Raw genomic sequence first — 24,995 nt, forward strand, 5'->3', positions numbered from 1 at the left:
GCGGCCTACCAGGGTGGTACCCGGCCCTGGATGCTCTGGGAGAACAGCACAGGCGACCGCGACCCTCTGCAGGCCACAATCGCGGCAATGAACGACGCCAACATCGAGCGATGAGATCGTGCTGAGCCTGCTGCCGGAGCGCATCGACCGGATCCTGCTGCTCGGCGCCCACTGCGACGACATCGCGATCGGCGCCGGCGGGTCCCTCATCGAGCTGTGCCGTGCGCATCCCGGCGTCACCGTCTCCGCGCTCGTCCTCACCGGGGGCGGCTCGCTGCGGGAAGAGGAAGAACGCGCGGCTCTGGCGGCGTTCTGCCCCGGGGCCGCGCTGGAGGTCGCGGTCCTCGACCTACCCGACGGTCGCGTCCCGACGCGCTGGGAGCGTGCCAAGCTCGCCATCGAGGAGCTGCGCACCCTCGGTGAACCGGACATCATCTTCGCGCCGTCGCCGCACGACGCCCATCAGGACCACCGGACGCTCGCGAAGCTCGTGCCCACGGTCTTCCGCGACCACCTCACGCTGGGCTACGAGATCCTCAAGTGGGAGAGCGACCTGGCTCAGCCCACCGTGTACCTGCCCCTTGCCGAGCCGGTGCTGCGCGAGAAGGTGGCCAAGCTCCACGAGCACTACGGCTCGCAGCGCGACCGCAGCTGGTTCGACGCCGAGACGTTCGGAGGGTTGGCCCGCATCCGCGGTGTGCAGTGCCATGCGCGGTACGCCGAGGCGTTCCACGCGTCGAAGCTCGTGCTCGGAGTCGCGCCTCTCACCGGGGTCGACCACCCGGTGGACTGAACCCCGCCCATACGAACCACTCGAAGGGATCCCCGTGCGAGTTCTGCTGACCGGTCACCAGGGCTACCTGGGCACCGTGATGGCCCCGATCCTCACCGCGGCAGGCCACGACGTGACGGGGCTCGACAGCGGCCTGTTCGCCGAGTGCGTGCTCGGCTCGCTGGACACCCCGGACGTTCCCGGGCTCAGCACCGATCTGCGGGACGTCACCGCCCAGCAGCTGCAAGGCTTCGACGCCGTCGTCCACATGGCGGCGCTCTCCAACGACCCGCTGGGCTCGCTGGCCCCCGAGATCACCTACGACATCAACCACCACGCCTCCACCCGGCTCGCCCGCCTGGCCAAGGAGGCCGGCGTCTCCCGCTTCGCCTACGCGTCGACCTGCTCGGTGTACGGCGCTCAGTCCGGCGACGAGCTGGTGGACGAGGACGCGCCCCTCAAGCCGGTCACCCCGTACGCGATCTCCAAGGTGCGAGTCGAGGACGACCTGGCGGAGCTCGCCGACAGCGACTTCGTGCCGTTCTCGCTGCGCAACGCCACCGCGTTCGGGTTCTCCCCGCGGCTGCGCGCCGACATCGTGCTGAACAACCTCGTCGGACGGGCCATCCTCACCGGCAAGGTCACCGTGCTCTCCGACGGCACCCCGTGGCGTCCCCTGGCTCATGCCGAGGACATCGCGGGCGCTGTGCTCGCCGGGCTCGCCGCGCCGGCCGACGTCGTGCGGGCACGGGCGTTCAATGTGGGCACCGAGAAGAACAACCGCACCGTCGCCGAGATCGCCCAGGCCGTGGTGGAGGCGGTGCCGGGTTCCGACCTCGAGATCACCGGCGAGGCCGGAAACGACCCGCGCTCCTACCGGGTGGACTTCTCCCGGGCACGCAAGGAGCTCGAGTTCGAGGCGAAGTGGACCATCCCGGACGGCGCTCAGCAGCTCTCGAAGGAGTACCGCGAGCGCGGCCTGACACAGGACGCGTTCGACAACAAGTTCACCCGCCTGGCAGTCCTGAACGCCCGCCAAAAGGCAGGCGAGCTGGACGCGACAATGCGCGTACAGCACTAACACAGCATTGTGGAGCCGTAGTGCTGTTGGGGCGCGGGTTCTGACAGCACTACGGCTCCACAACGCTGGGGCTGTGGATGGGCGTTCGCTCGTCTGCGGCTTTTGCGCCAGCCTTTGTGCATGGTGCTTCCCGCTGTTTTTCGTGGGTCCGAGGCTGTGGCCAGCGGGCTTCTCACACGCGCTCAGCTGCGCGGGCCTTCGGTACGGCGGCTCTGCCGCGACGTCTATACGGTCTCGTCGGGGCAGATCACCCACCAGCTACGGTGCCGGGCGATGGCTCTCGCCCTACCGGCCGGGGCAGTGATCACCGGTCGGTCAGCAGCCACGATCAGGGGCGTGCCCCTCTGCTGGCGCGACGACGACGTGCAGGTCCTCGCGCCGCCGGAAATGCGGCTCGGGCATCGCGGTGGGCTGGACGTGCGGCGTACCGGAATCGAGCCCGTGGAGTGGGAGCCCTGGGCCGGCGGTCGGATCGCCACACCGATGCGGCTCGCCCTCGACCTTCTGCTCGGCCGTGCCCTACCTGATGCCGTAGCTGATCTGGACGCTGTGCTGCGCGCCCGGCTGGTCGAATACGCGGCCGTCGCGACGATGGTGGCGCAGCGGTCCGACAACGGCATCGTCGTAGCCCGGCGCGCCGTCGAACTGGCCGACCCGAGGGCGGAGTCGTTGCCGGAGTCCAAGCTCCGCGTCCACCTCGTGCTCGACGGTCTTGCTCCGGTGCCGCAGTACTGGATCCACGACGCGGGCGGTCGCATCGCACGCGTGGATCTCGCCCTGCCTGAGTACAAGGTCGCCATCGAGTACGACGGCGACTGGCGTGACGGCGAGACGTGGGCGCTCAACCGCGACCGTGACCGCCTCAATCGCGTGCACGCGGCAGGCTGGGACGTGGTCTTCGTGACAGCCCCACTACTCCGCGACGGGCGAAGACTGATCAGAACGATAAGGCAGGCAATCCCCGCGGCATGAGCAGGTAGGAGCCGTACTGCTGTCTGAAGCGCCCTGCAGCAGCACTAGGGCTCCGCAATGCTGCAGGATTGGGTTTATGTGTCGGAATATACGGACCCTGCACAACTTTGAGCCGCCTGCCACCCGGGATGAGGTGCACGGGGCTGCGTTGCAGTACGTGCGCAAGGTCAGCGGGTCGACCTCGCCGTCGCAGGCCAACGAGGAGGCGTTCGCCCGGGCCGTGGAGGCGGTCACCGCCGCGACGCACCGGCTGCTGGACGAACTCGTGACCTCGGCGCCCCCGAAGAACCGCGAGGTGGAGGCGGCCAAGGCGCGTGAACGCGCCGCCGCGCGCTACGCCACTGGCTGAGGCGCGCGGCGGCCGCAGATCACTGAGAGGCGGCCATGGCGTCGGCGAACTCCTCGGCCTTCAGCGGCGCGAGGTCGGAGACACGCAGGAAGTCGCCGAGGGTGGTGCCGGTGGCACCGCTGTCGACGTTGCGCGGGCCGCGGGCAGCACGCACGTCGTCGATGTTGATGGTGCGCAGGTCGTAGGAGAAGCGGGTGACGCCGGAGAGGTTCGGCGCCGACGCGTGCAGGTGGTTGGACGAGAACATCATCACATCGCCCGCGCCCCCCGCGATCCGGATCTCGCCGCGGGACTCGATCTCCTCGAGCGGGAGCGGGTGGGGCCGGTCGTCGGTGGTGGTCTTCTCGGCGGCGGCGTGGCGGTGCTTGGCCACCCACTCGTCATAGTCGTACTGGTTGGAGCCGTTCTTCACCGGCTTGTCGAAGTAGTCGGTGTACATGCTCATGACGTTGTCGCCGACCACGGGGAAGACCGGGGTCCAGTAGTTGACCAGCTGCTGCGGGTGGCCGTACCACATGTCGCGGTGGGCCTTGTAGTTGTAGCTGACGCCGGCGGTGAGGTAGTTCTCCGCGGGGATGACGCGCAGCCGGGGGATGTCGAAGTAGGTGCGGTCGGGGTCGACACCGAAGTCCACCGCGAACTGCTGGCACAGTTCCTTGGTGCGCTGCCCGTTGGTGAACTCGGACTTGAGCGGGCCCACCCGGCTGATGAACTCCTCGACGCTCATCTCGAACTGGGCGCGCTCGGGATCGAGGTCGCCGAACGTCTCGGCGATGAGGTTCTCGGCGTGTTTCACCAAACCGGCCGCGCCGGGCAACCCGGTGTAAAGGTAGAAATCGCCGGAGAACAGCGACTCACGTCGGCGGTCGTCGGCGATCTGACGGTTCAGATAGAGCGTGATCACGCAATTCCTCGCTTCTCCGGTCGAATGCCCTGCAAGTTCGCGGATGGAGGTTACCGTACGACCAGGACAGGTCGGTCCTACGAAGGAAGTTAGTAGGCATGCGCCACTAGGAATCGTAGTAGTCGCCGACGAAAACGGTCATACCGGATCGATGCGGAGTACCTGGTCATCGGCGCCGTTGGATGTTGATAGCAGGAGCGCCCCGTCGGGTGCGAGCCGGACGGCCCGCAGCCGGCCGAACGCGCCATCGAGCGCGGGCGGAATGGTCACCTGAGCGACGTTACCGTCCGCGCCCAGGCGCATGAGCAGCAACTTCTGTCCGCGCAGTGCGCCCACCGCGAGTACTCCGTCGAGATCACCCCATTGTGGACCTCTCAGAAACGCCGCGCCGGACACCGCCTCCACCGGGCTGCCCGAGCTCCACGCGGCGGACACGGCGTCGGGGAAGCGCTGGAGATCGGTCATCGGCACGGACTCGTCGTACCCCCCGACGGTGCCGCCGCGGGACGGGTCCCAGCCGTAGTTGGCGCCGGCACGCAGGAGGTTCACCTCGTCGTCTGTGGTCGGGCCGTGCTCGGCCGAGTACGCCGCTCCGGAGCGCGGATCGACGGCGACGCCCTGGACGTTGCGATGGCCGTAGTTCCAGACGAGCCGCTGTGCGGGGTTGCCCGCGTCGGCGAACGGGTTGCCGGGCGCGGGCCCGCCGGTGGCGAGGTCGATGCGGAGCACCTTGCCGCCGAGCGACGTCAGGTCCTGCGGGATGGCGGCGCGCGCGGTGTCGCCGGTGCCGACGAGCAGCGTGCCGTCCGAGGCGAGCGTCGGGCGGCACCCCGAGTGCCGGCCCGACGGGTTGATCGGCATCCCGCCGACCAGTGGGTCGGCGACCCTGGTGGCGGCCCTGCCGTCGGCGGACAGCTGCCAGGTGACCAGCCGGACGTCGGTGGGGGTGCTTCCCTCCATATGGGTCTGGCACGTGGTGAATCGGCGGGTCTCGGCGAAGTCGGGGTGGACGACCATCCCCATCTGCCCGCCCTCGCCCCGGACGTACACATCGGACTGATCGGCGTCGACGGGCGTGACGGTGGCCCCGGGCTTCGTGCTCGACAGCATCGCGATCCGGCCGTCCCGCTGGGTCAGCAGCACGCGTCCGTCCGGGAGGAATCCCAGGTCCCACACGTGCGACAGGCCTCCCGCGACGACGCTTGCCCGCAGCTCGGGCGTGCCGGTGCGGGCGAGGGGGGTGGGGGCCGAGACCGGCGCGGAGGAGCTGCCGGTCTCGCCCGAGGTCGCGGCGTCGGGCGCTGTGCATCCGGTGAGCCCCAGCGCTGCAGCGGCCACCGCTGCGACGACGAAGCGGCTGGCCGTGGTCCGCAGCATGAGCCTCATCTTGCCGCCGCCCGAGTGAGGACGCGGTGTGCAAAACGCCCATCCGCTTGCGAACGGGTCGATCTACGGCTCCCTGTCGACTCTGATGATCGCTACCGTCTGGACCATGCCCCGCAGTTACCTCCGCTTCCCCCACCTGCACGCGGACACCCTCGTCTTCGTCGCCGAGAACGACGTCTGGACTGCGCCGGTGTCAGGTGGGAGGGCCTACCGGCTCACCGCCGACGACGTGCCGGTCGATCATCCTCGCCTGTCGCCGGACGGCACGCGGGTTGCGTGGACATCCTGGCGGGACGGGGCGCCCGAGGTGTTCGTCAGCGACATCGACGGTGGCGGCGCGCGCAGGCTGTCCTACTGGGCCGACCCACGTGCGCACGTGGTCGGGTGGACGCCCGACGGAGATGTGCTCGCCGTGAGCACGGTGGGGCAGGCGTCCCGGCGGGGTTGGGCCTACGCGATCCCGCCGGGCGGTGGCACGCCGCGCCGGCTCGACCTCGGACCGGTCTCCGACGTCGCACTGGTCGCGGACGGCAGCCCGATCGTGATCGTCACCAGCGTCTTGTCGCGGGACATGGCCTGGTGGAAGCGGTACCGGGGCGGCACGGCCGGCAAGCTGTGGTGGGACGCGACCGGGTCCGGGCAGTTCGTGCGGCTCGCGGCCGATCTCGACGGGCAGATGGCGGCCCCGATGCTCGTCGGCTCCGGCGACGGGAGGCGCATCGCCTTCATCTGCGACCACGAGGGCTGGGGCAACATCTACTCGCTCGGTGCGGACGGATCCGGGTTGCGGCGCCACACCGACCACGGCGGCCCCGATGCGCCGCCGTTCTATGTGCGGCACGCGAGCACCGACGGCGAGCGGGTCGTGTTCGAGTCGGCGGGCGAGCTCTGGATCCTCGACTCGCTCGACGACGCCGCCGAGCCCCGGCGCCTCGACGTGCGACTCGGTGGCCCGCGCACGGCCCGCGAACCGCTCCGCATCCGCGCCGCCGACGAGCTCACGTCGGCCGCGCCCGACCGCACCGGTCGCACGAGCATCGCGCTGGTGCGCGGCACCGTCCACCGGCTCACCCACCGCGACGGGCCCGCCCGCACGCTCCTCGCGGAACCGGGTGCCCGGGCCCGGCTGGCGTGGCCGCTCGGCGATGACCGCGTGGTGTGGGTGGACGACGTCGAAGGCGAGGACGCCGTCTGCGTGGCCCCGCTCGACGAGCGTGCCGATGGGGCGGCACCGCTGCGCCGTCACGGGGTCGGCGAGGTCGGTCGCGTGCTGGCGCTGGCCGCGGCCCCCGACGGGTCGAAGGTGGCGCTGGCCGCGCACGACGGGCGGCTCCTGGTGCTGGAGCTCACCGGCGACCGCGAAGGTGAGCTGCGTGAACTGGCGCGAGGAGCCGACGGGGAGATCAGTGATCTCTGCTGGTCGCCCGACAGCGCCTGGCTGGCCTATCGCGACCCGGTCGAGTCCGGCCTGACGCGGATCATGATGGCCCGGCTCGCCGACGACACGCTCGTGGCCGTCACCGAGCCGCGGTTCGTGGACATGGATCCGACGTTCACCTCCGACGGCAAGTACCTGGCCTTCCTGTCACGCCGCAGCTTCGACCCGATCTACGACGAGCACTCCTTCGACCTCACCTTCCCGGCGTCGTGGCGTCCGTTCCTGGTTCCGCTGGCCGCCCGCACGCCCTCCCCGTTCGGGGCGAGTCCTGACGGGCGTCCGGTCTCGCCGGGGGAGGAGGGGCCGTCGGACCTGCCCGCGCCGGCGGCTACGGACCCGTCGGCCGAGCCGGACGCCGCCGCCGAGAGCAAGGCCAAGCCGGAGAAGAAGAAGGACGACACCCCGCCCGAGGTGGTGGTGGACGTCGAGGGGCTGGCCGACCGAGTGGTGCCCGTGCCCGTCGTCGCGGCGCGCTACAGCGGGATGCAAGCGGGGAAGGACTGCCTGCTCTGGTACCGGGTCCCCGTCTCCGGCGTGCTCGGCGACACCCGCGCGGGCACCGACCAGAAGGCCGAACGGCCGGTGCTGGAGCGCTACGACCTGGTGCGCCGCAAGCTCGACGTGATCGCCGACCCGATCAGCGGCTTCGCCGTGAGCGGCGACGGCACGCGGCTCGTCGTCCGGGACGGTGGCACGCTGCGTGTGCTGCGGACCGACCGCCCGAACTCCTCGACGCCCGGTGAGGGCGACGCCGACGAGTTCGAGATCGACACCCGCCGGATCGTCGTCACTGTCGACCCCACCGCAGAGTGGCGGCAGATGTTCGACGAGGCCGGCAGGCTGATGCGCGACCACTTCTGGGCGCCGGACATGGCCGGCGTGGACTGGGCCGAGGAGATGGCCCGGTATCGGCCGCTCGTCGACGCCGTCGGCAGCCACGACGACCTCGTCGACCTGCTGTGGGAGCTGCAGGGCGAGCTCGGCACGTCGCACGCCTACGTGTCCGGACGCGCGGCGGGCGACTACTCGGGGCAGCCTGGGCTGCTCGGCGCCGACCTGGAGCCCACCGACGACGGGTGGCGCGTGGTGCGCGTGCTGCCCCCGGAGACGTCGGCCCCCGCTGCCAGGAGCCCGCTCTCCGGGCCGGGTGTCGACGTCCGCCCCGGCGACGTGATCCTCGAGGTCGGCGGCAAGCCGGTCGACCCTGCATACGGACCTGCGCCGCTGCTCGTGTCGCGGGCCGACGAGCTGGTGGAGCTCACCGTCCGCTCCGGGCCGGACCGCGATGACGCGGGCACGGTGCGCCGGGTCGTGGTCAAGCCGCTGTCGTCCGAGACGTCGCTGCGCTACCAGGACTGGGTGGCCGGCCGCCGGGCGTTCGTGGCCGACCGGTCCGAGGGCAGGCTCGGCTACCTGCATGTGCCCGACATGATGGCGCCGGGCTGGGCGCAGCTGCACCGGGACCTGAGCCGCGAGACCAGCCGGGAGGGCCTGATCCTCGACGTCCGCGGCAACAGCGGCGGGCACACGTCGCAGCTGGTGGTGGAGAAGCTGGCGCGCAAGGTGATCGGCTGGGACCTGGCGCGGCATCGCCAGCCCACGACCTACCCCGAGGACGCCCCGCGCGGCCCCGTCGTCGCCCTGGCCGACGAGCTGTCCGGCTCGGACGGCGACATCGTCACCGCGGCGATCAAGCGGCTCGGCATCGGCCCGGTTGTCGGCGTGCGTACCTGGGGTGGCGTGATCGGCATCGACGGGCGCTACGGGCTGGTCGACGGCACGCGCGTGACGCAGCCGCGGTACGCGTTCTGGTTCGACGACACGAACTGGAACGTCGAGAACTACGGCGTCGACCCCGACGTGGAGGTGGTGATCGCGCCGCAGGACTGGGTGGCCGGGCGTGATCCCCAGCTGGAGCGGGCCGTCGACATGGCGCTGGAGGCGCTGGCCGAGCAGCCCGCGGTGCGTCCGCCCGACGTGGCCACCCGGCCGAGCCGCCGCCGCCCGGAGCTGCCGCCCCGCCCCTGACGGCCACCTCGTACGCGCGGCACTCCCGTCCGACAGGGCCGGACGGGAGTGCCGCTCGTGCCGATGGGTGAACGCGCATGTGGGGGACCGATCGGGTGAGGGTCGGGCGCCGCTGCTCACATTCGGGCTGGTCATCACGAGTGTGTGCTGGTGGGAGGGGTGCACCCGTGACGTCGCGGCGATCGACGGCGCTGCTTGCGCTGGGTCTCGTGCTGATTGCGGCGTGCACAGCGCCTCCCCCGCGCGTCCCGATGCAGCGCGGCCACAGCCCGATCACGGGCGAGCTGCGTGGCTCGGAGTTTCCCACCGCGCTGTCGCCGCTGATCGTCTCGACGTTCGAGCCGACGATCCCGTTCGCCGCCTCGAATGGGAAGTTCATCGCCACCTACGAGCTGAACCTGCGCAACATGACGTCGCTGATGCTCACGCCCACCCGGGTCGAGGTGCGCAGCCCGGCGGGTGTGGTGCTCTACACGCTCGACACGGCCCAGATCCCGCCCGCTCTCGCCCTGCCGAGCGCACGGTCGGGCGTCACCGGGATCGGCGACGGTCAGATCGCGATGCTCTTCATGACGCTGGAGTTCGCCACGCGTGCCGAGATCCCCGATCGGCTCGAGAACCGGGTGACGGTGACGGCGCCCGGGTTCCCGCCGGAGGGCGTGACGTCGAAGTCGGTGGCGGTGACGGTGAGCGACGCGACGGTGCCGGTGCTGGGGCCGCCGCTCGTCCCGGGGTCCGGTTACATCGCGGCCGACAGCTGCTGCGATTCGGTGCGTCATCGCCGGGCCGGGCTGTCGGTCGACAACGGGTTCTGGTTCGCCCAGCGCTTCGCGGTGGACTGGGAGCAACTCGACGCGCGAGGCCGGACCGTCACCGGGGACGACCCGGATGACCCCTCCGACTACACGATCTACGGGAAGCAGGCGATCGCTGCCACGGACGGCACCGTCGTCAAGGTCATCGACGGCCTTCCCGACCAGGAGCCGGGCGAGCTCCCGGCGGGCATCAGCCTCGACAAGGCCGACGGCAACAGCGTGATCGTGGCGATCGAGGACGGCCTCTACATGCTCTACGCGCATATGCAGGCGGGCTCGCTGCGCGTCGAGGAGGGGCAGCGGATCGCGCGAGGGGACCCGATCGGCCTGGTCGGCAACAGCGGCAACAGCTCGGTACCGCACCTGCACTTCCACGTGATGGACGGGGCGTCGCCGGTGGAGTCGGAGGGCGTCCCCTACGTCATCGACTCCTTCACCGTCACCGGGCAGATCGCCTCGACCCAGGCTCTCGACCAGCTGGAGAACACCACCCAGCCCCTTCCGGTGCAGCCCACGCCGAGCGACGGCGCACACCGCGACCAGTACCCGCTGGACCGGGTGGTCGTCAGCTTCCCCCGGGCCTGACGCGGATCCCGACCCCGGGCGGGCGTGCCCGGTCCCGGGCGTAGCCTGGAAGCCGAGGCCCCACCGGGCGCCAGTCCCGGGTAGGGGTCTGTCTGTGCTGCCCAGCTCCTGCCATGCGAGGGGTATCTCGAACCGTGGCCATGCTCTCCGGTCTGCTTCATTCCTCCCTTTCCGACCCCGATCTGCGCGCTGTCCTCGATGCGGCGCGCAACGTGCGACCCGTGGTGGGCGAGATGCCCGCGCTGCGGATCGAAGGACCGTCCGCGCTTCGTCCGATCCTCGCCGCCGCATTCGGCTCACCGGTGGACGACGGCGGCGCCGGGCGCACCGTTCTGGCCGTCACCGCCACCGACCGGGAGGCCGAGGACCTCGGCGCCGCTGCCGCCGACCTGCTCGGGCGCGACGACGTGGCCGTCCTCCCGTCCTGGGAGACGCTGCCGCACGAGCGGCTCTCCCCGCGCCCCGACACCGTCGGACGGCGGTTGTCGCTCTTCCGCAAGCTGGCCCGCCCCGAGACCGCGCCGCGTGTGCTGGTCACCGCCGCGCGCAGCCTCATCCAGCCGATCGCGCCGGGCCTGGGCAGGCTCGACCCCGTCCAGCTGCGAGTGGGGGACACCGCCGACTTCAACGCGCTGCTCGTCCGGCTCGTGGAGCTGGCCTACACCCGCGTCGAGATGGTGACCGCTCGCGGCGAGTTCGCGGTGCGCGGTGGCATCATCGACGTCTTCCCTCCCACGGCCGAGCACCCCGTCCGCGTCGAGTTCTGGGGCGACGAGGTGAGCGAGCTGCGCTACTTCGCCGTCGCCGACCAGCGCTCGGTCGCTGCCGTCGCGGAGCTGGTGGCGCCGGGCTGCCGGGAGCTGCTGCTCACCGAGCCGGTGCGCGCCCGAGCCGCGGAGCTCGCGCGCACCCACGAGAACAACCCGCCGCTGCGCGAGCTGCTGGAGCACCTGGCCGAGGGCATCCCCTCGGAGGGCATGGAGTCGCTCGTTCCGGCGCTGGTCGGTGGCGAGCTGGAGCTGCTTACCGACCTGCTGCCCGCGGGGTCGCCGGTACTGCTCGCCGACCCCGAGCGGATCCGCACCCGCAGCGCCGACCTCGTCCGTACGGGGCACGAGTTCCTCGAGGCGAGCTGGTTCGCGGCCGGCACGGGCGGGGCCGCGCCGATCGACGTCGGAGCGTCTGCCTACCGCGACCTGGACGAGGTGCTCGACCACGCCGCCGCCACGGGACGGCCGGTGCTCACGCTGAGCCCGCTGCTGAGCGGGCGCGAGGACGCCCTCGCCCCGGCCGTGCACGAGGTGGAGTCCTACCGCGGCGACACGGACCGGGCGCTGGTCGACCTGCGCGCCCACGTCACCGCCGGTGGCACCGCTGTGCTCGTCGTCGGTGGCCAGGGCACCGCGCAGCGTTCGCTGGAGCAGCTGCGTGAGGCGGACGTGCCGGCCACGCTCGTGGACCGGCTGACGGAGCCGCCCGAGAAGGGCCTGGTCACGGTCACCTGCGGGCGGCTGACGGAGGGCTTCACGGCCACGGCCAGCGCGCTCGTCGTGCTGACCGAGGCCGACCTCACGGGTAACCGGGCGGCGGGCACCGAGCCGCGCAAGCTCGCGTCGAAGCGGCGTAACGCCGTCGACCTGGTGACGCTGCAGCCCGGCGACTACGTCGTGCACTCGCAGCACGGCATCGGCAAGTTCGTCGAGATGCGCGAGCGCACGGTCAGCGGTGCCACCCGCGAGTACCTGGTGCTGGAGTACGCGTCGTCCAAGCGGGGCCAGCCCGCCGACCGGCTCTTCGTCCCCACCGACGCGCTCGACGAGATCAGCCGCTACGTCGGTGGTGAAGTGCCCACGCTCAACAAGCTCGGCGGTGGCGACTGGGCCAAGACGAAGGGCCGCGCCCGCAAGGCCGTCCGTCAGATCGCGGCACAGCTGGTGCAGCTCTACGCCGCCCGCCAGTCCTCGCCCGGCCACGCGTTCGCCAAGGACACCCCGTGGCAGCGCGAGCTGGAGGACGCCTTCCCGTTCACCGAGACGCCCGACCAGCTCGCCGCGATCGAGGAGGTCAAGCAGGACATGGAGCGCCCGGTCCCGATGGACCGTGTGATCTCCGGTGACGTGGGCTTCGGCAAGACCGAGATCGCGGTGCGCGCGGCGTTCAAGGCCGTGCAGGACGGCAAGCAGGTGGCGGTGCTCGTGCCCACCACGCTGCTGGCCACCCAGCACCTGCAGACGTTCTCCGACCGGATGCGCGCCTTCCCCGTCACCGTGAAGGGACTCTCCCGCTTCACCGACCCCGCCGAGGCCAAGCAGACCGTGGAGGGCCTCGCCGAGGGCACCGTCGACATCGTGGTCGGCACCCACCGGCTGCTGCAGACCGGCGTCCGGTGGAAGGACCTCGGCCTCGTGATCGTCGACGAGGAGCAGCGCTTCGGTGTGGAGCACAAGGAGCACATCACCGCGCTCCGCACGCACGTCGACGTCCTCACGCTGAGTGCGACGCCGATCCCACGGACGCTGGAGATGAGCCTCGCCGGCATCCGCGAGATGTCCACGATCGCCACACCGCCCGAGGACCGTCACCCCACGCTCACCTACGTCGGCGCCTACGACGAGAAGCAGGTCGCCGCCTCGGTCCGGCGTGAGCTGCTGCGCGACGGCCAGGTGTTCTACGTGCACAACCGCGTGTCGACGATCGACCGTGCGGCGCGGCGGATCCGCGAGCTCGTGCCCGAGGCGCGGGTGGCGATCGCGCACGGCCAGATGAACGAGGACCTGCTCGAACGCACGGTCAACGGGTTCTGGCACAACGAGTTCGACGTTCTCGTCTGCACGACGATCGTGGAGAACGGCCTGGACATCTCCAACGCCAACACGCTGATCGTCGAGCGGTCCGACACGTTGGGTCTCTCGCAGCTGCACCAGCTGCGTGGCCGGGTGGGCCGCGGGCGCGAACGTGGGTACGCGTACTTCCTCTTCCCGCCCGAGCACCCGCTCACCGAGACCGCCCACGACCGGCTCGCGACGATCGCCCAGCACTCGGAGCTCGGCGCGGGCGCCGCCGTGGCGATGAAGGACCTCGAGATCCGCGGTGCGGGCAACATCCTGGGCGCGGAGCAGAGCGGCCACATCGCGGGCGTCGGGTTCGATCTCTACATCCGGCTCGTCGGCGAGGCCGTGGCCGCCTTCCGGCAGGCGGCAGGCGCGGGCGACGGCGAGGAGGAAGAGCAGCTCGCGGAGGTGCGGGTCGACCTCCCGATCGACGCGCACGTCCCCCACGACTACGTCACGGGGGAGCGGCTGCGGCTGGAGGTCTACCGCAAGATCGCCGAGGCGGGCGACGCCGCCGCTCTGGAGGCGATCGTCGAGGAGCTCACCGACCGCTACGGCGAGCCGCCCGTGCCGGTGCGCAACCTGCTCGCCGTCGCCGCGTTCCGCCAGACCTGCCGCACGCTCGGCGTCGCCGAGGTGGCGGTGGGGGGCAACGGCATCCGGATCGGCCCGGTCGATCTGCCCGACTCGGCCCAGCTGCGGCTCAAGCGGCTGCACCCGAAGGCGACGTACCGGGCTGCCACGCGGGCCGTGGTCGTGCCGCGGCCGATGGAGAGCGGCCGGATCGGCGGGACGCCGCTGCGCGATGCCGAGCTTCTGGACTGGTGCACCACTCTGCTGCGCGATGTACTGGCCCCGACCAGGGTGCCTGCGCCCGTCTGAGCCGGCACTCGTACCCGACCGGGTGTTGCACGGTCGGGTACGAGTCGGGCCGAATTCGTAACACTGTCCGGGTCCAGGGAGAGGTTCCAGCAGAAGCTCACCCGGGATCGGCCCTGGGGTGGGCCTGATCCCCCGGAGCGTTGCGTTGTCCGTTCCCCTCGCGGCCCAGCCGTCACAGCGGGCGCAGTACGTGCCCGTGCCCGCCACCTACGGGCAGCGGGTCGGTGGTTTCCTCATCGACGTCGGCATACCGATGGGTCTGCTCTTCACCGTGCTGATCGCCGCGCTGATCCCCCGCGACCGCACCCTGGCGCTGGTCGTCTACGCGATCTCGGCCGTGGTGGCCGTCGTCTTCGTGCTGTGGAACAGCGGGTACTGCCAGGGCCGCACGGGGCAGAGCCTCGGCAAGCGCGCGCTCGGGGTGCGGCTCGTCGGCGCGGCGACCGGGAAGCCCGTCGGGTTCCGGCGTGCCGTCGGTCGCCAGATCGCCCACCTGTTCGACGCGATCCCCTTCCTTCTCGGGTACGCGTGGCCGCTGTGGGACGAGCAGAAGCAGACCTTCGCCGACAAGATGTGCCGCACGCTCGTGGTGCAGGCCGACCTCTGAGCGTGACGGCCCGGTCGGCGATGTCCCGCGTAACGCACGGGCGCCGGTGGACGGGTGAGACGGCCGTGAAAGAGTGTGGCGGTGCGCATGCAGGTAGGGCGCGTCGCAGCGGCCGTAGCGGTCCTGGGCGCGGTGATCGGTGGGTGCAGCGGTCCTGATCAGGCGGGATCGGCGGTGATCATCGGCGCCGACGCGGTGCCACTCACGCGCGTCCAGTCGCAGCTCGACGTGGCGCTGAGCAAGACCGACCAGATCGCCCGGATCACGGCCCAGGGCGGCACCACCGCCGACCTGTCTCGCAGCATCGTCACCCGCGAGGTGATTCACGACCTGCTCCAGCGGCGGGCCGCCGCGGACCGGGTCGTCGTCACCGACGCCCAGATCGACGCCGAGCTCGCCGGCAGCGGTGGAGTCGACGCGATCGTCGACGGCTCGCTCTACGACCACGCGACACTCCGCCAGCGGGTGCGCGACGACCTCATCGCAGCGGAGCTCGCGAAGCGCTCGGTGGCCGGGCTCGCGGTCACGGTCGACCTGGTGGCGGCCACGTCCCGCGCCGACGCCGAGGCGAAGGCGCAGACGTTGCAGCACGGAGGCCCCGCGGCCGACGCGCTGTTCACCGATCCCCGGGTTGCCGAGCGGGGCACCACCGTGCAGGCCGCCACCAACCCGAACGAGGCGGGCAGCGTGCTGTTCGGCGTTCCCGTGGGCGGGGTGGTCGCCTTCCAGCCCAGCCCGCAGGAAAGCACCTGGATCGTGTTCAAGGTCACCGAGCGGAGCACCAACGCCCCGTCCGACCCTGCCGCGGTCAACAACATGAGCCAGGCACAGCTCACCACCATCGGCGAGCGGCTGCTCCAGCCGGACGCCGAGAAGCTGGGCGTCCGCGTGAACCCGCGGTACGGGGTCTGGGACCCGATCCAGCTCCGTGTCGTCGCCGACGGGCAGCAGACGGGCATGGTCCTGCCACCGGTGGCCGCGCCCGCCCCCGCTCCCGGCACCGCCACAGTGGGCTGAGCGGTGGCGTCGCGCACCGTCGTCGTCCTCTCCGTTCGCGCGCCGCACGCCGTGCCCGCAGCCGCGTTGCCCGCACTGCGGGACGCAGCGCTCGTCGTCGCTGATCGGACGGTCCCGGACGAGGTGGTCGCCGCCGCAGGAGCGTCCCGCGGCGAGGACGTCCCGGACGGTGGGGTCCTGCTCACCACCGATCAGGAGCACCCCACGATCCCGTCGGCCGACACTGTGGTCAGAGCGCCGGAGCCGCCCGGTGCCGCGCTGCTCGACGCCGTGGCCGTGATGGATCGGCTGCGTTCGCCCGGCGGCTGCCCGTGGGACGCCGAGCAGACCCACGCTTCCCTGCTGCAGTACCTCGTCGAGGAGTGCTACGAGCTTTACGAGGCGATCGAGGACCACGACCGCGACGCGATGCGCGAGGAGCTCGGCGACGTGCTCCTGCAGGTGCTGTTCCACGCCCGCATCGCCGCCGAGTCCGACCCCACCGAGGTGGGCGCGCCGTTCGACATCGACGACGTGGCCACCGACCTCGTGGCCAAGCTCGTCGGGCGGCATCCGCACGTGTTCGCCGGCACCGAGCAGATCGACTCGGCCCAGCGCCAGGAGCACCGCTGGGAGGAGCTCAAGCGCGCGGAGAAGCAGCGGGAGTCCAGTGTGGACGGAGTGCCCCTCGGGCAGCCTGCTGCCGCGCTCGCGGCGAAGCTGACCAGTCGCACCGCCCGCGCCGGGCTGCCTCCCGAGCTGCTGCCTGCCGGCCGGGGCGTGGGGGAGCAGCTGTTCGCGGCCGCTGCCTCGGCGAAGCTCGCCGGCATCGATCCCGAGGCCGAGCTGCGTGCGGCGGCCCGGCGGTTCGTCGATCACGTCCGGATCGCCGAGCGCAACGCGGCGGCCGACGGCGAGGATCCGCACGCCCTCGACGCGGCGGCGTGGCGGCGCCACTGGCCGCGCCAGGGAAGCTGATCGCGGATTCGCCGAGAATCGTCATGATCAGCGAGCGCCCGGTCTGGCTAACCTGATCGAGTGGCCGTGCGGAAAGCTCCCCGTGCTCCCCGTCGGCGCAGCGCCGCGATCGTCATCGCGTTCGTTCTGGCGGGTGTCGGGCTCGTCGCGGTGGTACTGACCGGGATCGCGGCGATCGACGACGACGGGCAGGGTGCCCGGCGTGGCGACGGACTGCGGCCGGCAGACGTCGGCCAGGGCACGCCCGTGCCGCAGCCCCCGGCCCTCGCGGCCGGTCTCGACCTCGCGGCCTGGTCTTCGCACACGGCGGCGCGCAGCGGTGTCCCCGCCCGCGCGCTGCGCGCTTATGCGGAGGCCGAGATGGAGGAGCGGGCCAAGACGCCGGCCTGCCGGCTCTCCTGGACCACGCTCGCGGCCATCGGTCGTGTCGAGTCCGACCACGGCCAGCTCGGCCGCGCCAACCTCGACCCCGACGGCATGTCCAGGCCCGCGATCATCGGGGTGCCGCTCGACGGATCCCAGGGTGTGCGGGAGATCCGCGACACCGACGGCGGCCGTCTCGACGGCGACACCACCTACGACCGCGCAGTCGGCCCGATGCAGTTCCTGCCCACCACCTGGGATCGCTACGGCGCCGACGGCAACGGCGACGGCGTGCGCGACCCGTTCCAGATCGACGACGCCGCCGCGGGCGCAGCCGCCTACCTCTGCGCCGGCGGGCGCGACACCGCGAGCGGCGCGGGCTGGTGGGCCGGGGTGATGACCTACAACCGGTCGGTCTCCTACGCGCGGCTGGTGTGGGCCGCGGCCGACCGGTATGCGGGAGCTGTCGCGCCGTGAGCACGGCCTGACCTGCACGAACGGCAGGTCGGTGCGAACGCGCCGCTCGTCCACCCGGTGAATCCGCCGCGGCCTATGGCACCTGCCGACGGTCTCCTCGTTCCTGGTCGGGCATGCGCTGCTTACCGATCGGCGGGGCGGGCATGGACAGCCGCTTCGCCTCGTATCGGGCCAGGTTGTACCGACCCGTGGTGCTGGGGAGCGTCGGTGGCTTCTCCGTGCTGTCGAAGCGGAAGACGGATGTCAGGTCGCCGACCTTCTTGCGCCGCCACACGCTGATGTTCGTCTCGACGACTCCGGTGAGCCGTTCGAGCAGCAGCAGCTGCGAGGTGTGGTCGAACGTTTCCGAGCTGACCCAGCCGCCCACGGTCCACGGGGAGACGACCACCGCGGGTACCCGGAAGCCGAGCCCGACCGGAAGGTTGCCGCCGTCCACGCCCGTCACCGACGTCTTGGTCACGTACTCGTCCGGCGTGCCGTGAGGCGGGGTGGGCGGCACGACGTGATCGAACATCCCGTCGTTCTCGTCGTAGGACAGGATGAACACGGTCTTCGCCCACACCTCGGGATTGGCCGCGATCGCATCGATCTTGGCGGCCACGAAGGTGGCGCCGGCCGCCGGCAGGTGTGCCGGGTGCTCGTCGAAGTCCGACGGCGGCAGGATCCAGCTCACGGTGGGCAGCTTGTCGTTCATCGCGTCGTACTCGAACTGGCCGACCGGGGTGGGGGCCATCGCGTGTTCGTAGAGGTCGGAGCCCTTCTTCGCCTCGTAGTACTGCTTGATGTGCTGGATCGACGGCAGACCCGTGGTCGAGCCGGGGTCGTGGTAGATCCGCCACGACACCCCGGCCTTGGTGAGCCGCTCGGGGTAGGTCGTGAACGAGTAGGCCGCGTTGGGAGCGGAGGTCGTGAGGGACGGCCCCCCGGCCTCGCCGTTCGGGTCGATGGTGCCCGCCATCCACATGTGCCGGTTCGGTCCTGTGGGTCCCAGCACGGAGCAGTGGTACCCGTCGAGAACGGTGAACGCCTCGGCCAGGGCGTACTGGAAGGGAATGTCCTCGCGGGTGAAGTAGCCCATGGTGAACGCACCCGTGGTGTCGCCGTCGGAGGCCCGGTGCGCCGGCAACCAGTTGTCGTTCTTGCCGCCGTTCAGCGCCTGGTGCTGGACGGTCCACTCGTGGCTCATCGACGGGATCGCCTGCGCGGCCGTGGTGCGTGTGTCGAGCCGGTAGGGCATCAGGTAGCCGTCGGTGTTACCCGGGTCGGGCTGCTCGAAGACCGAGCGACCACCCGCGATCTTCATCGCGTTCGGGTCGCTGAACCCGCGGACTCCCGCGAGCATCCCGAAGTAATGGTCGAAGCTGCGGTTCTCCTGCATGAGCATCACGACGTGGCGGATGTCGTCGAGTCGTCGGTTCGTGGGCTCTGGTGCCGCCAGCGCCCGCTGGACGTTCCGGGGCAGAACGAGTCCGGCGGCCGCGAGCCCACCGGCCGCCGCTGCCGAGCCGAGCAGCCGACGGCGGGTCATCCGGGTGGGCGCGCCGGAGGAGTCCGAGTTCTCACTCATTGCCGTAATTTCGGGACGGTGCGTGTCGGTTCAGAACCATGCACCGGACCTTCGTCGCGATGATCGACGTCGGCGCTCATGCGGTGATGACGCGAGCTGAACTCCAGTTGAAGCGGGATGCCGGCCGCTCGAACGTCTGCTGCGGAGATCAGGGCTCCAGCAGGCTGCGCCCCCAGTAGTCACCCTCGCCCAGCCCGGCCGGGCACGCGAACACGGCCGAGCTCGTGTGCTCGATGTACTCCATCATCACGTCCGACTTGGCGAGCGCCCTCTGCATCGGCACGAACTGGGCCTGCGGGTCGCGCATGAACGCGAGGAAGAACAGGCCGGCGTCGAGGTGCCCCTGCCCGTCGCTGCCGTCGACGAAGTTGTAGCCCCGCCGCAGGATCTTCGTGCCCCCCAGCGACTCCGCTGAGGCGAGACGGATGTGTGCGTCCGCCGGGATGCGCGGCTGTCCGTCGGGCCCGGTGGCGCCGAAGTCGATCGGGTCGAACTCCGCGGCCGCCCCGAGCGGCGCGCCCTCGCCCTTCGTCCGCCCGATGATCACCTCCTGCTCGGCGAGCGACGTGCGGTCCCAGATCTCGATGTGCATGCGGATCCGGCGGGACACCAGGTACGAGCCGCCCTCGAGCCACGCCGGTCCGTCGCCGGGCTGTACCCACAACTGCTGCTCGAGGGCGGCAGAGTCCTCGGCCTTGAGGTTGCGGGTGCCGTCCTTGAAGCCGAAGAGGTTGCGCGGGGTCGCCTGCTCCGTGGACGTGGACGAGGTGCGCCCGAACCCCAGCTGCGACCAGCGCACCGAGGTGGTGCCGAAGCCCATCCGGACGAGGTTGCGCACCGCGTGCACCGCCACCTGCGGATCGTCGGAACACGCCTGGATGCACAGGTCGCCGCCGGAGAGGGCGGGGTCGATCTGGTCGCCGGTGAAGCTCGGCAGCTCCGCGAGGCCCGGGGGACGCTGCGCCGCCAGCCCGAAGCGGTCGACGCCGTCCTTCTCGAACAACGACGCGCCCACCCCGAACGTCAGTGTCAGCGACGAGGCGGGCAGCCCGAGCGCCTCGCCGGTGTCGGACGGCGGGGCCTGCGGGTTCAGGTTGACCGCGCCGCCCGGCGCGGCCTCGGCGCCCGCCGTCATCCGCTCCGCCGCGGTGGTCCACTTCTGGAGCAGCGCCCGCAGCCGGTCGCGGTCGTCAGCGGTGACGTCGAGTGCGACGAAGTGCAGCCGGTCCTGCGCGGGCGTGATGATCCCGGCCTGGTGATCGCCGCGGAACGGCACCACGCCGGGGCTCGCGGGGGCGTCGGTCCCGCCGCCGGTCGAGCCGACAGCGAAGCCGGTGGCCGCGCCGACCCCGGCCAGCGCGGCCCCGGCGCCCGTCCAGCCGAGCAGCCGGCGTCGCGAGATCGGGCTCACGACGTGACGACCCCGGCGACCTGGCTCACCGGCTCACCCAGCGCGTCGACGGCCTCGGACATCTTGCGCGTGTCGTCCGGCGTGAGCTGCGTGTAGAGCACGAACCCGTCGCCCGCGCGGTATCCCTCGAGCAGGGTGTCGACGGCGGCGAAGCGTTCGTCGAGCGTCGGGCCGAGGGTCGGGTCCTTGTCGTCGAGCACCGGGCGCAGTGCGGCGACGGCCCCTTGCGAACCCTCGACGTTGGCCTTGAAGTCCCACAGGTCGGTGTGCGAGTAGCGGTCCTCCTCGCCGGTGATCTTGCCGGTGGCGACCTCGTCGAGCAGTTCCTTCGCCCCGTTGGCGAGCTGCACCGGCGTGAGCTCGACGGTGGTCACGCGGCTCTGCAGGTCCTTGATGTCGGCCATCAGCTGGTCGGCGATCGCCGGCGAGTCGGGCTGCAGGCCGTCGACCCAGAGGTCCTTCTCCAGGCGGTGGTAGCCGGTGAACGCGACGCCGGGGTCGCGCTCGTCGTCCTCGCGGCCGTCGATCTTCGGGTCGATGTCGCCGAAGGACTCCGCCACGGGCTCGATGCGCTCCCAGTAGGTGCGCGACACCGGGAACAGCGCCTTGGCGCCCTCGACGTCCTGGCGCTTGACGGCGTCGGCGAACTCTTGCGTCTTCGGGACCAGCGCGTCGATCTGCGAGGTGACGTAGCGCTTGTAGCCGGCGGTGGCCTCGGCGAGCTTCGTGTTCTCGTCCACGGAGCGCGCGGCCGTGCCGGTGACGGTGAAGGGTGCCCGGATGCCGTCGCCGACCATGCCCGGCTTGCACGCCGTGGTGTACGTGCCGCCGTCGGGCACCTCGACGATGAGTTGCCTGGTGAGGCCCGGACCGATGTTCTCGACCTCGCCCATGATCCGGTCGCCCGTGCCGTACAGGTAGAACTCGGTGACCTTGCTCCCCGTGTTGTTCACGGCGAACGTGATGGTGCCCGCGGGTGCCTCGGCGCCGCCCACCTCGCAGGCGTCGTCCGCGGCCCGGACGGGGATGGGGCCGCCGGCAGCCGCGCCGCCGGTGGTGGGGGCCGGTGCCGTGCTGGTGCAGCCGGCGAGGGCGGCCACCGCGAGGGCGGCCACGGGGAGCCCGGCGCGAGCTCTGCGGGACATCATGCTCCTAGACGATCGAAAGGGGGGCGATCACGAAGAACGGTCACGATGTGGTGGGGGCTGACGCGACAGGCCGGGCGCTGCGCTGCGGCAGCACGAACAGGGTGAGGACGACGGCCACGTAGGCGACCCAGACGATCGCCTCGAGCACGGTGGTCTGGGGCGAGAAGTTGAAGATCCCCTTGAGCAAGGTGCCGTACCAGGAGTCCGGCGGAACGGCCGCGCTGACGTCGAACGCGAGCGTGTCGAGCCCGGGGAGGATGGCGGCCTCCTGCAGGTCGTGCATGCCGTAGGCGAGGATCCCCGCCGCCACGAAGACCAGCAGCACGCCGGTGACGGTGAAGAACTTGCCCATGTTCAGCGTGACGGCGCCGCGGTAGATGAGGTAGGCGAGCAGGATCGACACGGCGATGCCGAGCAGGAACCCGATGAGCGGTTCGGTGGTCTCGCCCGCAGCCTGGGCCGCGGCGAAGAAGAACACCGCCGTCTCGAGGCCCTCTCGGCCCACCGCGAGCGCGGCCATGACGACGACGGCGGTGGAGCCCATCTGGATGGCGCTCTCCAGCCGCCCGCGGAGCTCGGCGGAGATGGAGCGGGCGGCCCGCCGCATCCAGAAGATCATCCAGGTGACGAAACCGACGGCGATGATCGAGAGGCCGCCGCCGAACGCCTCCTGCGCCTGAAATGTGAGAGCTTGCTGTGTAAGGGTCAATGCGAGTGTGACGCCGACGCTGATGGCCACCGCGATAGCGACGCCGAGCCACACCTTCGGAAGAACGGACCGGCGCCCGGTACGCACCAGGAACGCAATGAGAATGCTCACCACCAGGGCGGCTTCGAGGCCTTCCCGGAGGCCGATCAGGGCGTTCCCGAGCAATGGGATCCTCTTCTCCACACGGCCTTATTAGGCCAGCTTGGCCTCAATCGGGCCGAGGGTAGCCTCAGTACAGCTGGGAGGAAAGGTGCGGCGGAGCGTGATCCGCGTCGGGCCGTCTGGCCAGCCCGAATAGTCCTTTTCATGGCGATTTAGGGGTGGCGCGATGCTCGATCGTTACGAACGACCGAGATCGACAGGCCGGCCTCGGTTCGCCGGGCCGGACTGCGGCGTGCTGCCGCGCCGGCGCTGCATCGCGGGCTGCGCTCTGCGATGGCCGCTCCGAGCGATCGATCCTGATGATCCTGTTCCGGTGATTCGATTAATTTGTGCAAATTACTCGGAAAGCCGCGCTGTTTGACACGGCAGCTCAGGCCAACCTAACTTGAACGCCGGATAGGCAAGCCTGCGATCGTTCCCCTGCCCGCCCTTTCGAAAGTGGGTTGATGCTGTGCTGGCGACCTTTGTGATTGGCCTTCGGGAAGGTCTCGAGGCGGCACTTATCGTCGGGATCATCGCCGGTTTCCTGGCCAACCAGGGTCGTCGGGACGCACTGCGTCAGGTGTGGGTGGGCGTCGGGATCGCCGTGCTCATCTGCGTGGCCGTCGGGGTCGCGCTCGAACTCCTCACCGCCGACCTGCCGCAGGCGGCGCAGGAGGGGCTCGAGACGCTCATCGGGCTCTTCGCCGTCGCCATGGTCACCTACATGATCCTCTGGATGCGGCGCCACGCCCGTCACATGCGCGCGGAGCTCGAGTCGTCGGCCACCGCCGCGCTGGCCCGAGGCTCGGCGGGTGCCTTGGTCGGGATGGCCTTCCTCGCGGTGCTCCGAGAGGGCTTCGAGACCGTGGTGTTCCTGCTGGCGGCGTTCCAGGCCAGCACCTCCCCGTTGGAAGCGGGCGGCGGCGCGCTGCTCGGCGTGATCATCGCGGTCGTCCTCGGCTACGGCATCTACCGCGGTGGTGTCCGGCTGAACATGGCCCGCTTCTTCCGGATCACGGGTGCAGTGCTCGTCATCGTCGCCGCAGGCTTGCTCATGACCGCTGCACACACCGCTCACGAGGCGGGCTGGATCAACTTCGGTCAGCAGCAGGCAGCCGACCTCTCGTGGCTCGTGCAGCCCGGCACGCCGATCTCGTCGCTGCTCACCGGCGTGCTCGGCATCCAGCCGTTCCCCACGATCGTGGAGGCGGTGATCTGGCTGGTCTACGCGGTGCCGATGCTCGTCCACGTGCTCTGGCCGCAGCGCGGACCGGCCTCGCGGCGCCGGGCGTCGGAGCCCGCGCCCACCCCCGAGCCGGAGCCGACCCGCGGGTGAACCCCCTGCGGATGATCGCCTCGATCCACCCGTCCCTCTCTTTTCGTCGCCGAAGGATGGCATGTTCATGAGATCGTTTCGCCCGCGCGCGCTGGGCACCGTCGCGGCCGCGCTCTCGGTCGGCCTGCTGGCCGCCGCCTGCGGAGGCAGTGGCAACTCGGGCGCCGCGCCGGGCGGAGAGCAGCAGACCGAGGTGAAGGTCGCACTGTCCGACCAGGGCTGTGCGCCTGCGCCCGCCTCGGTGGCGGCAGGCCCGGTGACGTTCACGGTCACGAACGCCGGCACGGCGAAGGTGACGGAGGCCGAGCTGCAGAGCAACGGCAGGATCCTCGGGGAGAAGGAGAACATCACCGAGGGCCTCAACGGGAACTTCGCCCTCCGGCTGGACCCGGGCACCTACACGATGTACTGCCCCGGCGCCGCGCAGGACACCTCGACGTTCACCGTGACGGGCGGGGGCGCCGCACCGGCAGCGCCTGCCGACACCTCGCTCGCCAAGGCGACGCAGGACTACCACGACTACGTCGTCTCCGAGGTCGCCGCGCTGGTGCCGGCCACGAAGGCGTTCGACGACGCCGTCCGGGCGGGCGACATCCCCAAGGCGGAGTCGCTGTTCGCGCCGGCCCGCACGCACTACGAGAGCATCGAGCCGGTGGCCGAGAGCTTCGGCGATCTCGACCCGGACATCGACGCGCGGGTCAACGACGTCGACGACCCCGCCCAGTGGACCGGGTTCCACCGCATCGAGAAGGCGCTCTGGGAGGACAAGTCGCTCGCCGGGATGACGCCGATGGCCGACAAGCTCGACGCGGACGTCGCCACCCTGCAGAAGAACGTTGCGACCGCCACCTACCAGCCTGCCCAGCTCGCCAACGGTGCCAGTGACCTGCTCGACGAGGTGTCGACGTCGAAGGTGACCGGCGAGGAGGACCGCTACTCGCACACCGACCTGTGGGACTTCGCCGCCAACATCGCCGGTGCACGCAAGGCCTTCGAGCTGCTCCAGCCCGCGCTCGCGGCGAAGGACCCCCAGCTCGCGCAGCAGCTCGAGGCGCGCTTCACCGACGTCACGTCCGGCCTCGCGAAGTACCAGCAGGGCAACGCCTACGTCGACTACAGCACCGTCCCGCAGGACCAGCGGCGTCAGCTCGCGGATGCGGTCAACGCGCTGGCCGAGCCGCTGTCCCAGGTGTCGGGGAAGGTGGTCTGAGGCGCC

Annotated in this window: 19 protein-coding genes; 13 read left to right on the top strand and 6 right to left on the bottom strand. The window is 71.0% G+C overall.

Features of this window, described 5'->3' with window-relative positions; all coding sequences use genetic code 11:
- Nucleotides 1–118 precede the first annotated feature (118 nt).
- The 4 genes from MMF94_RS20170 (at nucleotide 119) to MMF94_RS20185 (ending at nucleotide 3,174) form a co-directional block, all read left to right on the top strand.
- On the top strand, nucleotides 119–793 hold the full coding sequence (locus MMF94_RS20170) for a PIG-L deacetylase family protein (RefSeq protein ID WP_241038669.1): 675 nt from the start codon (nucleotides 119–121) through the stop codon (nucleotides 791–793).
- 34 nt (nucleotides 794–827) lie between these two features.
- A complete protein-coding gene (locus MMF94_RS20175) occupies nucleotides 828–1,853 on the top strand; it encodes an NAD-dependent epimerase/dehydratase family protein (protein WP_241038670.1) in 1,026 nt (341 codons plus the stop codon).
- 273 nt (nucleotides 1,854–2,126) lie between these two features.
- Nucleotides 2,127–2,825, top strand: coding sequence for an endonuclease domain-containing protein (locus tag MMF94_RS20180; RefSeq protein WP_241038671.1), 699 nt, complete (start codon nucleotides 2,127–2,129; stop codon nucleotides 2,823–2,825).
- A gap of 76 nt (nucleotides 2,826–2,901) precedes the next feature.
- A complete protein-coding gene (locus tag MMF94_RS20185) occupies nucleotides 2,902–3,174 on the top strand; it encodes a DUF2277 domain-containing protein (protein WP_241038672.1) in 273 nt (90 codons plus the stop codon).
- A 19-nt stretch (nucleotides 3,175–3,193) separates the two neighbouring features.
- On the opposite strand, the gene MMF94_RS20190 is transcribed toward MMF94_RS20185, so the two are convergent.
- Both MMF94_RS20190 and MMF94_RS20195 read right to left on the bottom strand, forming a co-directional pair.
- Nucleotides 3,194–4,078, bottom strand: a complete 885-nt coding sequence (locus MMF94_RS20190) for a phytanoyl-CoA dioxygenase family protein (RefSeq protein WP_241038673.1) — start codon at nucleotides 4,076–4,078, stop codon at nucleotides 3,194–3,196.
- Nucleotides 4,079–4,216: 138 nt separating this feature from the next.
- Nucleotides 4,217–5,455: a PQQ-dependent sugar dehydrogenase gene (locus tag MMF94_RS20195; protein WP_241038674.1), complete on the bottom strand. Its 1,239-nt coding sequence runs from the start codon at nucleotides 5,453–5,455 to the stop codon at nucleotides 4,217–4,219.
- A 115-nt stretch (nucleotides 5,456–5,570) separates the two neighbouring features.
- Here MMF94_RS20195 and MMF94_RS20200 point away from each other — a divergent pair, with 115 nt between their 5' ends.
- From MMF94_RS20200 to MMF94_RS20230, 7 genes are all read left to right on the top strand, one after another.
- Nucleotides 5,571–8,930 (top strand): S41 family peptidase, encoded by a 3,360-nt coding sequence (locus MMF94_RS20200; protein ID WP_241038675.1) that lies wholly within the window; start codon nucleotides 5,571–5,573, stop codon nucleotides 8,928–8,930.
- A gap of 167 nt (nucleotides 8,931–9,097) precedes the next feature.
- Nucleotides 9,098–10,330 (top strand): M23 family metallopeptidase, encoded by a 1,233-nt coding sequence (locus tag MMF94_RS20205; RefSeq protein ID WP_241038676.1) that lies wholly within the window; start codon nucleotides 9,098–9,100, stop codon nucleotides 10,328–10,330.
- Nucleotides 10,331–10,470: 140 nt separating this feature from the next.
- Nucleotides 10,471–14,043: a transcription-repair coupling factor gene (mfd, locus tag MMF94_RS20210; RefSeq protein WP_241038881.1), complete on the top strand. Its 3,573-nt coding sequence runs from the start codon at nucleotides 10,471–10,473 to the stop codon at nucleotides 14,041–14,043.
- Between the two features lie 145 nt (nucleotides 14,044–14,188).
- On the top strand, nucleotides 14,189–14,650 hold the full coding sequence (locus tag MMF94_RS20215) for an RDD family protein (protein ID WP_241038677.1): 462 nt from the start codon (nucleotides 14,189–14,191) through the stop codon (nucleotides 14,648–14,650).
- Nucleotides 14,651–14,731: 81 nt separating this feature from the next.
- The gene (locus MMF94_RS20220; RefSeq protein WP_241038678.1) at nucleotides 14,732–15,667 is read left to right on the top strand and encodes a hypothetical protein; all 936 of its coding nucleotides are present in this window, start codon (nucleotides 14,732–14,734) and stop codon (nucleotides 15,665–15,667) included.
- Between the two features lie 3 nt (nucleotides 15,668–15,670).
- Nucleotides 15,671–16,624, top strand: a complete 954-nt coding sequence (locus MMF94_RS20225; protein WP_241038679.1) for a nucleoside triphosphate pyrophosphohydrolase — start codon at nucleotides 15,671–15,673, stop codon at nucleotides 16,622–16,624.
- 60 nt (nucleotides 16,625–16,684) lie between these two features.
- On the top strand, nucleotides 16,685–17,464 hold the full coding sequence (locus MMF94_RS20230; protein ID WP_241038680.1) for a lytic murein transglycosylase: 780 nt from the start codon (nucleotides 16,685–16,687) through the stop codon (nucleotides 17,462–17,464).
- A gap of 73 nt (nucleotides 17,465–17,537) precedes the next feature.
- On the opposite strand, the gene MMF94_RS20235 is transcribed toward MMF94_RS20230, so the two are convergent.
- The 4 genes from MMF94_RS20235 to efeU (MMF94_RS20250) all read right to left on the bottom strand — a co-directional run bounded on the left by MMF94_RS20235 (nucleotide 17,538) and on the right by efeU (MMF94_RS20250) (nucleotide 22,464).
- Entirely contained in the window at nucleotides 17,538–19,031 is a 1,494-nt protein-coding gene (locus MMF94_RS20235) for an alkaline phosphatase family protein (RefSeq protein WP_241038681.1), read from the bottom strand.
- A 148-nt stretch (nucleotides 19,032–19,179) separates the two neighbouring features.
- Nucleotides 19,180–20,442, bottom strand: coding sequence for an iron uptake transporter deferrochelatase/peroxidase subunit (efeB, locus tag MMF94_RS20240; protein ID WP_241038682.1), 1,263 nt, complete (start codon nucleotides 20,440–20,442; stop codon nucleotides 19,180–19,182).
- Complete coding sequence (gene efeO, locus MMF94_RS20245; RefSeq protein WP_241038882.1) at nucleotides 20,439–21,587, bottom strand: iron uptake system protein EfeO; 1,149 nt, start codon at nucleotides 21,585–21,587, stop codon at nucleotides 20,439–20,441. The genes efeB and efeO (MMF94_RS20245) overlap by 4 nt, the downstream gene beginning before the upstream one ends.
- Before the next feature lie 43 nt (nucleotides 21,588–21,630).
- Nucleotides 21,631–22,464, bottom strand: a complete 834-nt coding sequence (efeU, locus tag MMF94_RS20250; protein WP_241038883.1) for an iron uptake transporter permease EfeU — start codon at nucleotides 22,462–22,464, stop codon at nucleotides 21,631–21,633.
- A 463-nt stretch (nucleotides 22,465–22,927) separates the two neighbouring features.
- Between efeU (MMF94_RS20250) and efeU (MMF94_RS20255) the strand changes: the two genes are divergently transcribed.
- Entirely contained in the window at nucleotides 22,928–23,779 is an 852-nt protein-coding gene (gene efeU, locus MMF94_RS20255) for an iron uptake transporter permease EfeU (protein ID WP_241038683.1), read from the top strand.
- A gap of 67 nt (nucleotides 23,780–23,846) precedes the next feature.
- On the top strand, nucleotides 23,847–24,989 hold the full coding sequence (efeO, locus tag MMF94_RS20260; RefSeq protein ID WP_241038684.1) for an iron uptake system protein EfeO: 1,143 nt from the start codon (nucleotides 23,847–23,849) through the stop codon (nucleotides 24,987–24,989).
- Nucleotides 24,990–24,995: the final 6 nt, after the last annotated feature.

Origin of the sequence: Pseudonocardia alaniniphila (genome assembly GCF_022524485.1) — a bacterium.
Lineage (GTDB): Bacteria > Actinomycetota > Actinomycetes > Mycobacteriales > Pseudonocardiaceae > Pseudonocardia > Pseudonocardia alaniniphila.

Excerpts from the sequence above, each read along its gene's own strand:
- MMF94_RS20185 (WP_241038672.1), top strand. The coding sequence starts at position 2,902 with ATGTGTCGGAATATACGGACCCTGCACAACTTTGAGCCGCCTGCCACC.
- MMF94_RS20200 (WP_241038675.1), top strand. The coding sequence starts at position 5,571 with ATGCCCCGCAGTTACCTCCGCTTCCCCCACCTGCACGCGGACACCCTC.
- mfd (WP_241038881.1), top strand. The coding sequence starts at position 10,471 with ATGCTCTCCGGTCTGCTTCATTCCTCCCTTTCCGACCCCGATCTGCGC.
- MMF94_RS20235 (WP_241038681.1), bottom strand. The coding sequence starts at position 19,031 with ATGAGTGAGAACTCGGACTCCTCCGGCGCGCCCACCCGGATGACCCGC.
- MMF94_RS20195 (WP_241038674.1), bottom strand. The coding sequence starts at position 5,455 with ATGCTGCGGACCACGGCCAGCCGCTTCGTCGTCGCAGCGGTGGCCGCT.
- MMF94_RS20180 (WP_241038671.1), top strand. The coding sequence starts at position 2,127 with ATGGCTCTCGCCCTACCGGCCGGGGCAGTGATCACCGGTCGGTCAGCA.
- efeO (WP_241038684.1), top strand. The coding sequence starts at position 23,847 with ATGAGATCGTTTCGCCCGCGCGCGCTGGGCACCGTCGCGGCCGCGCTC.
- efeO (WP_241038882.1), bottom strand. The coding sequence starts at position 21,587 with ATGTCCCGCAGAGCTCGCGCCGGGCTCCCCGTGGCCGCCCTCGCGGTG.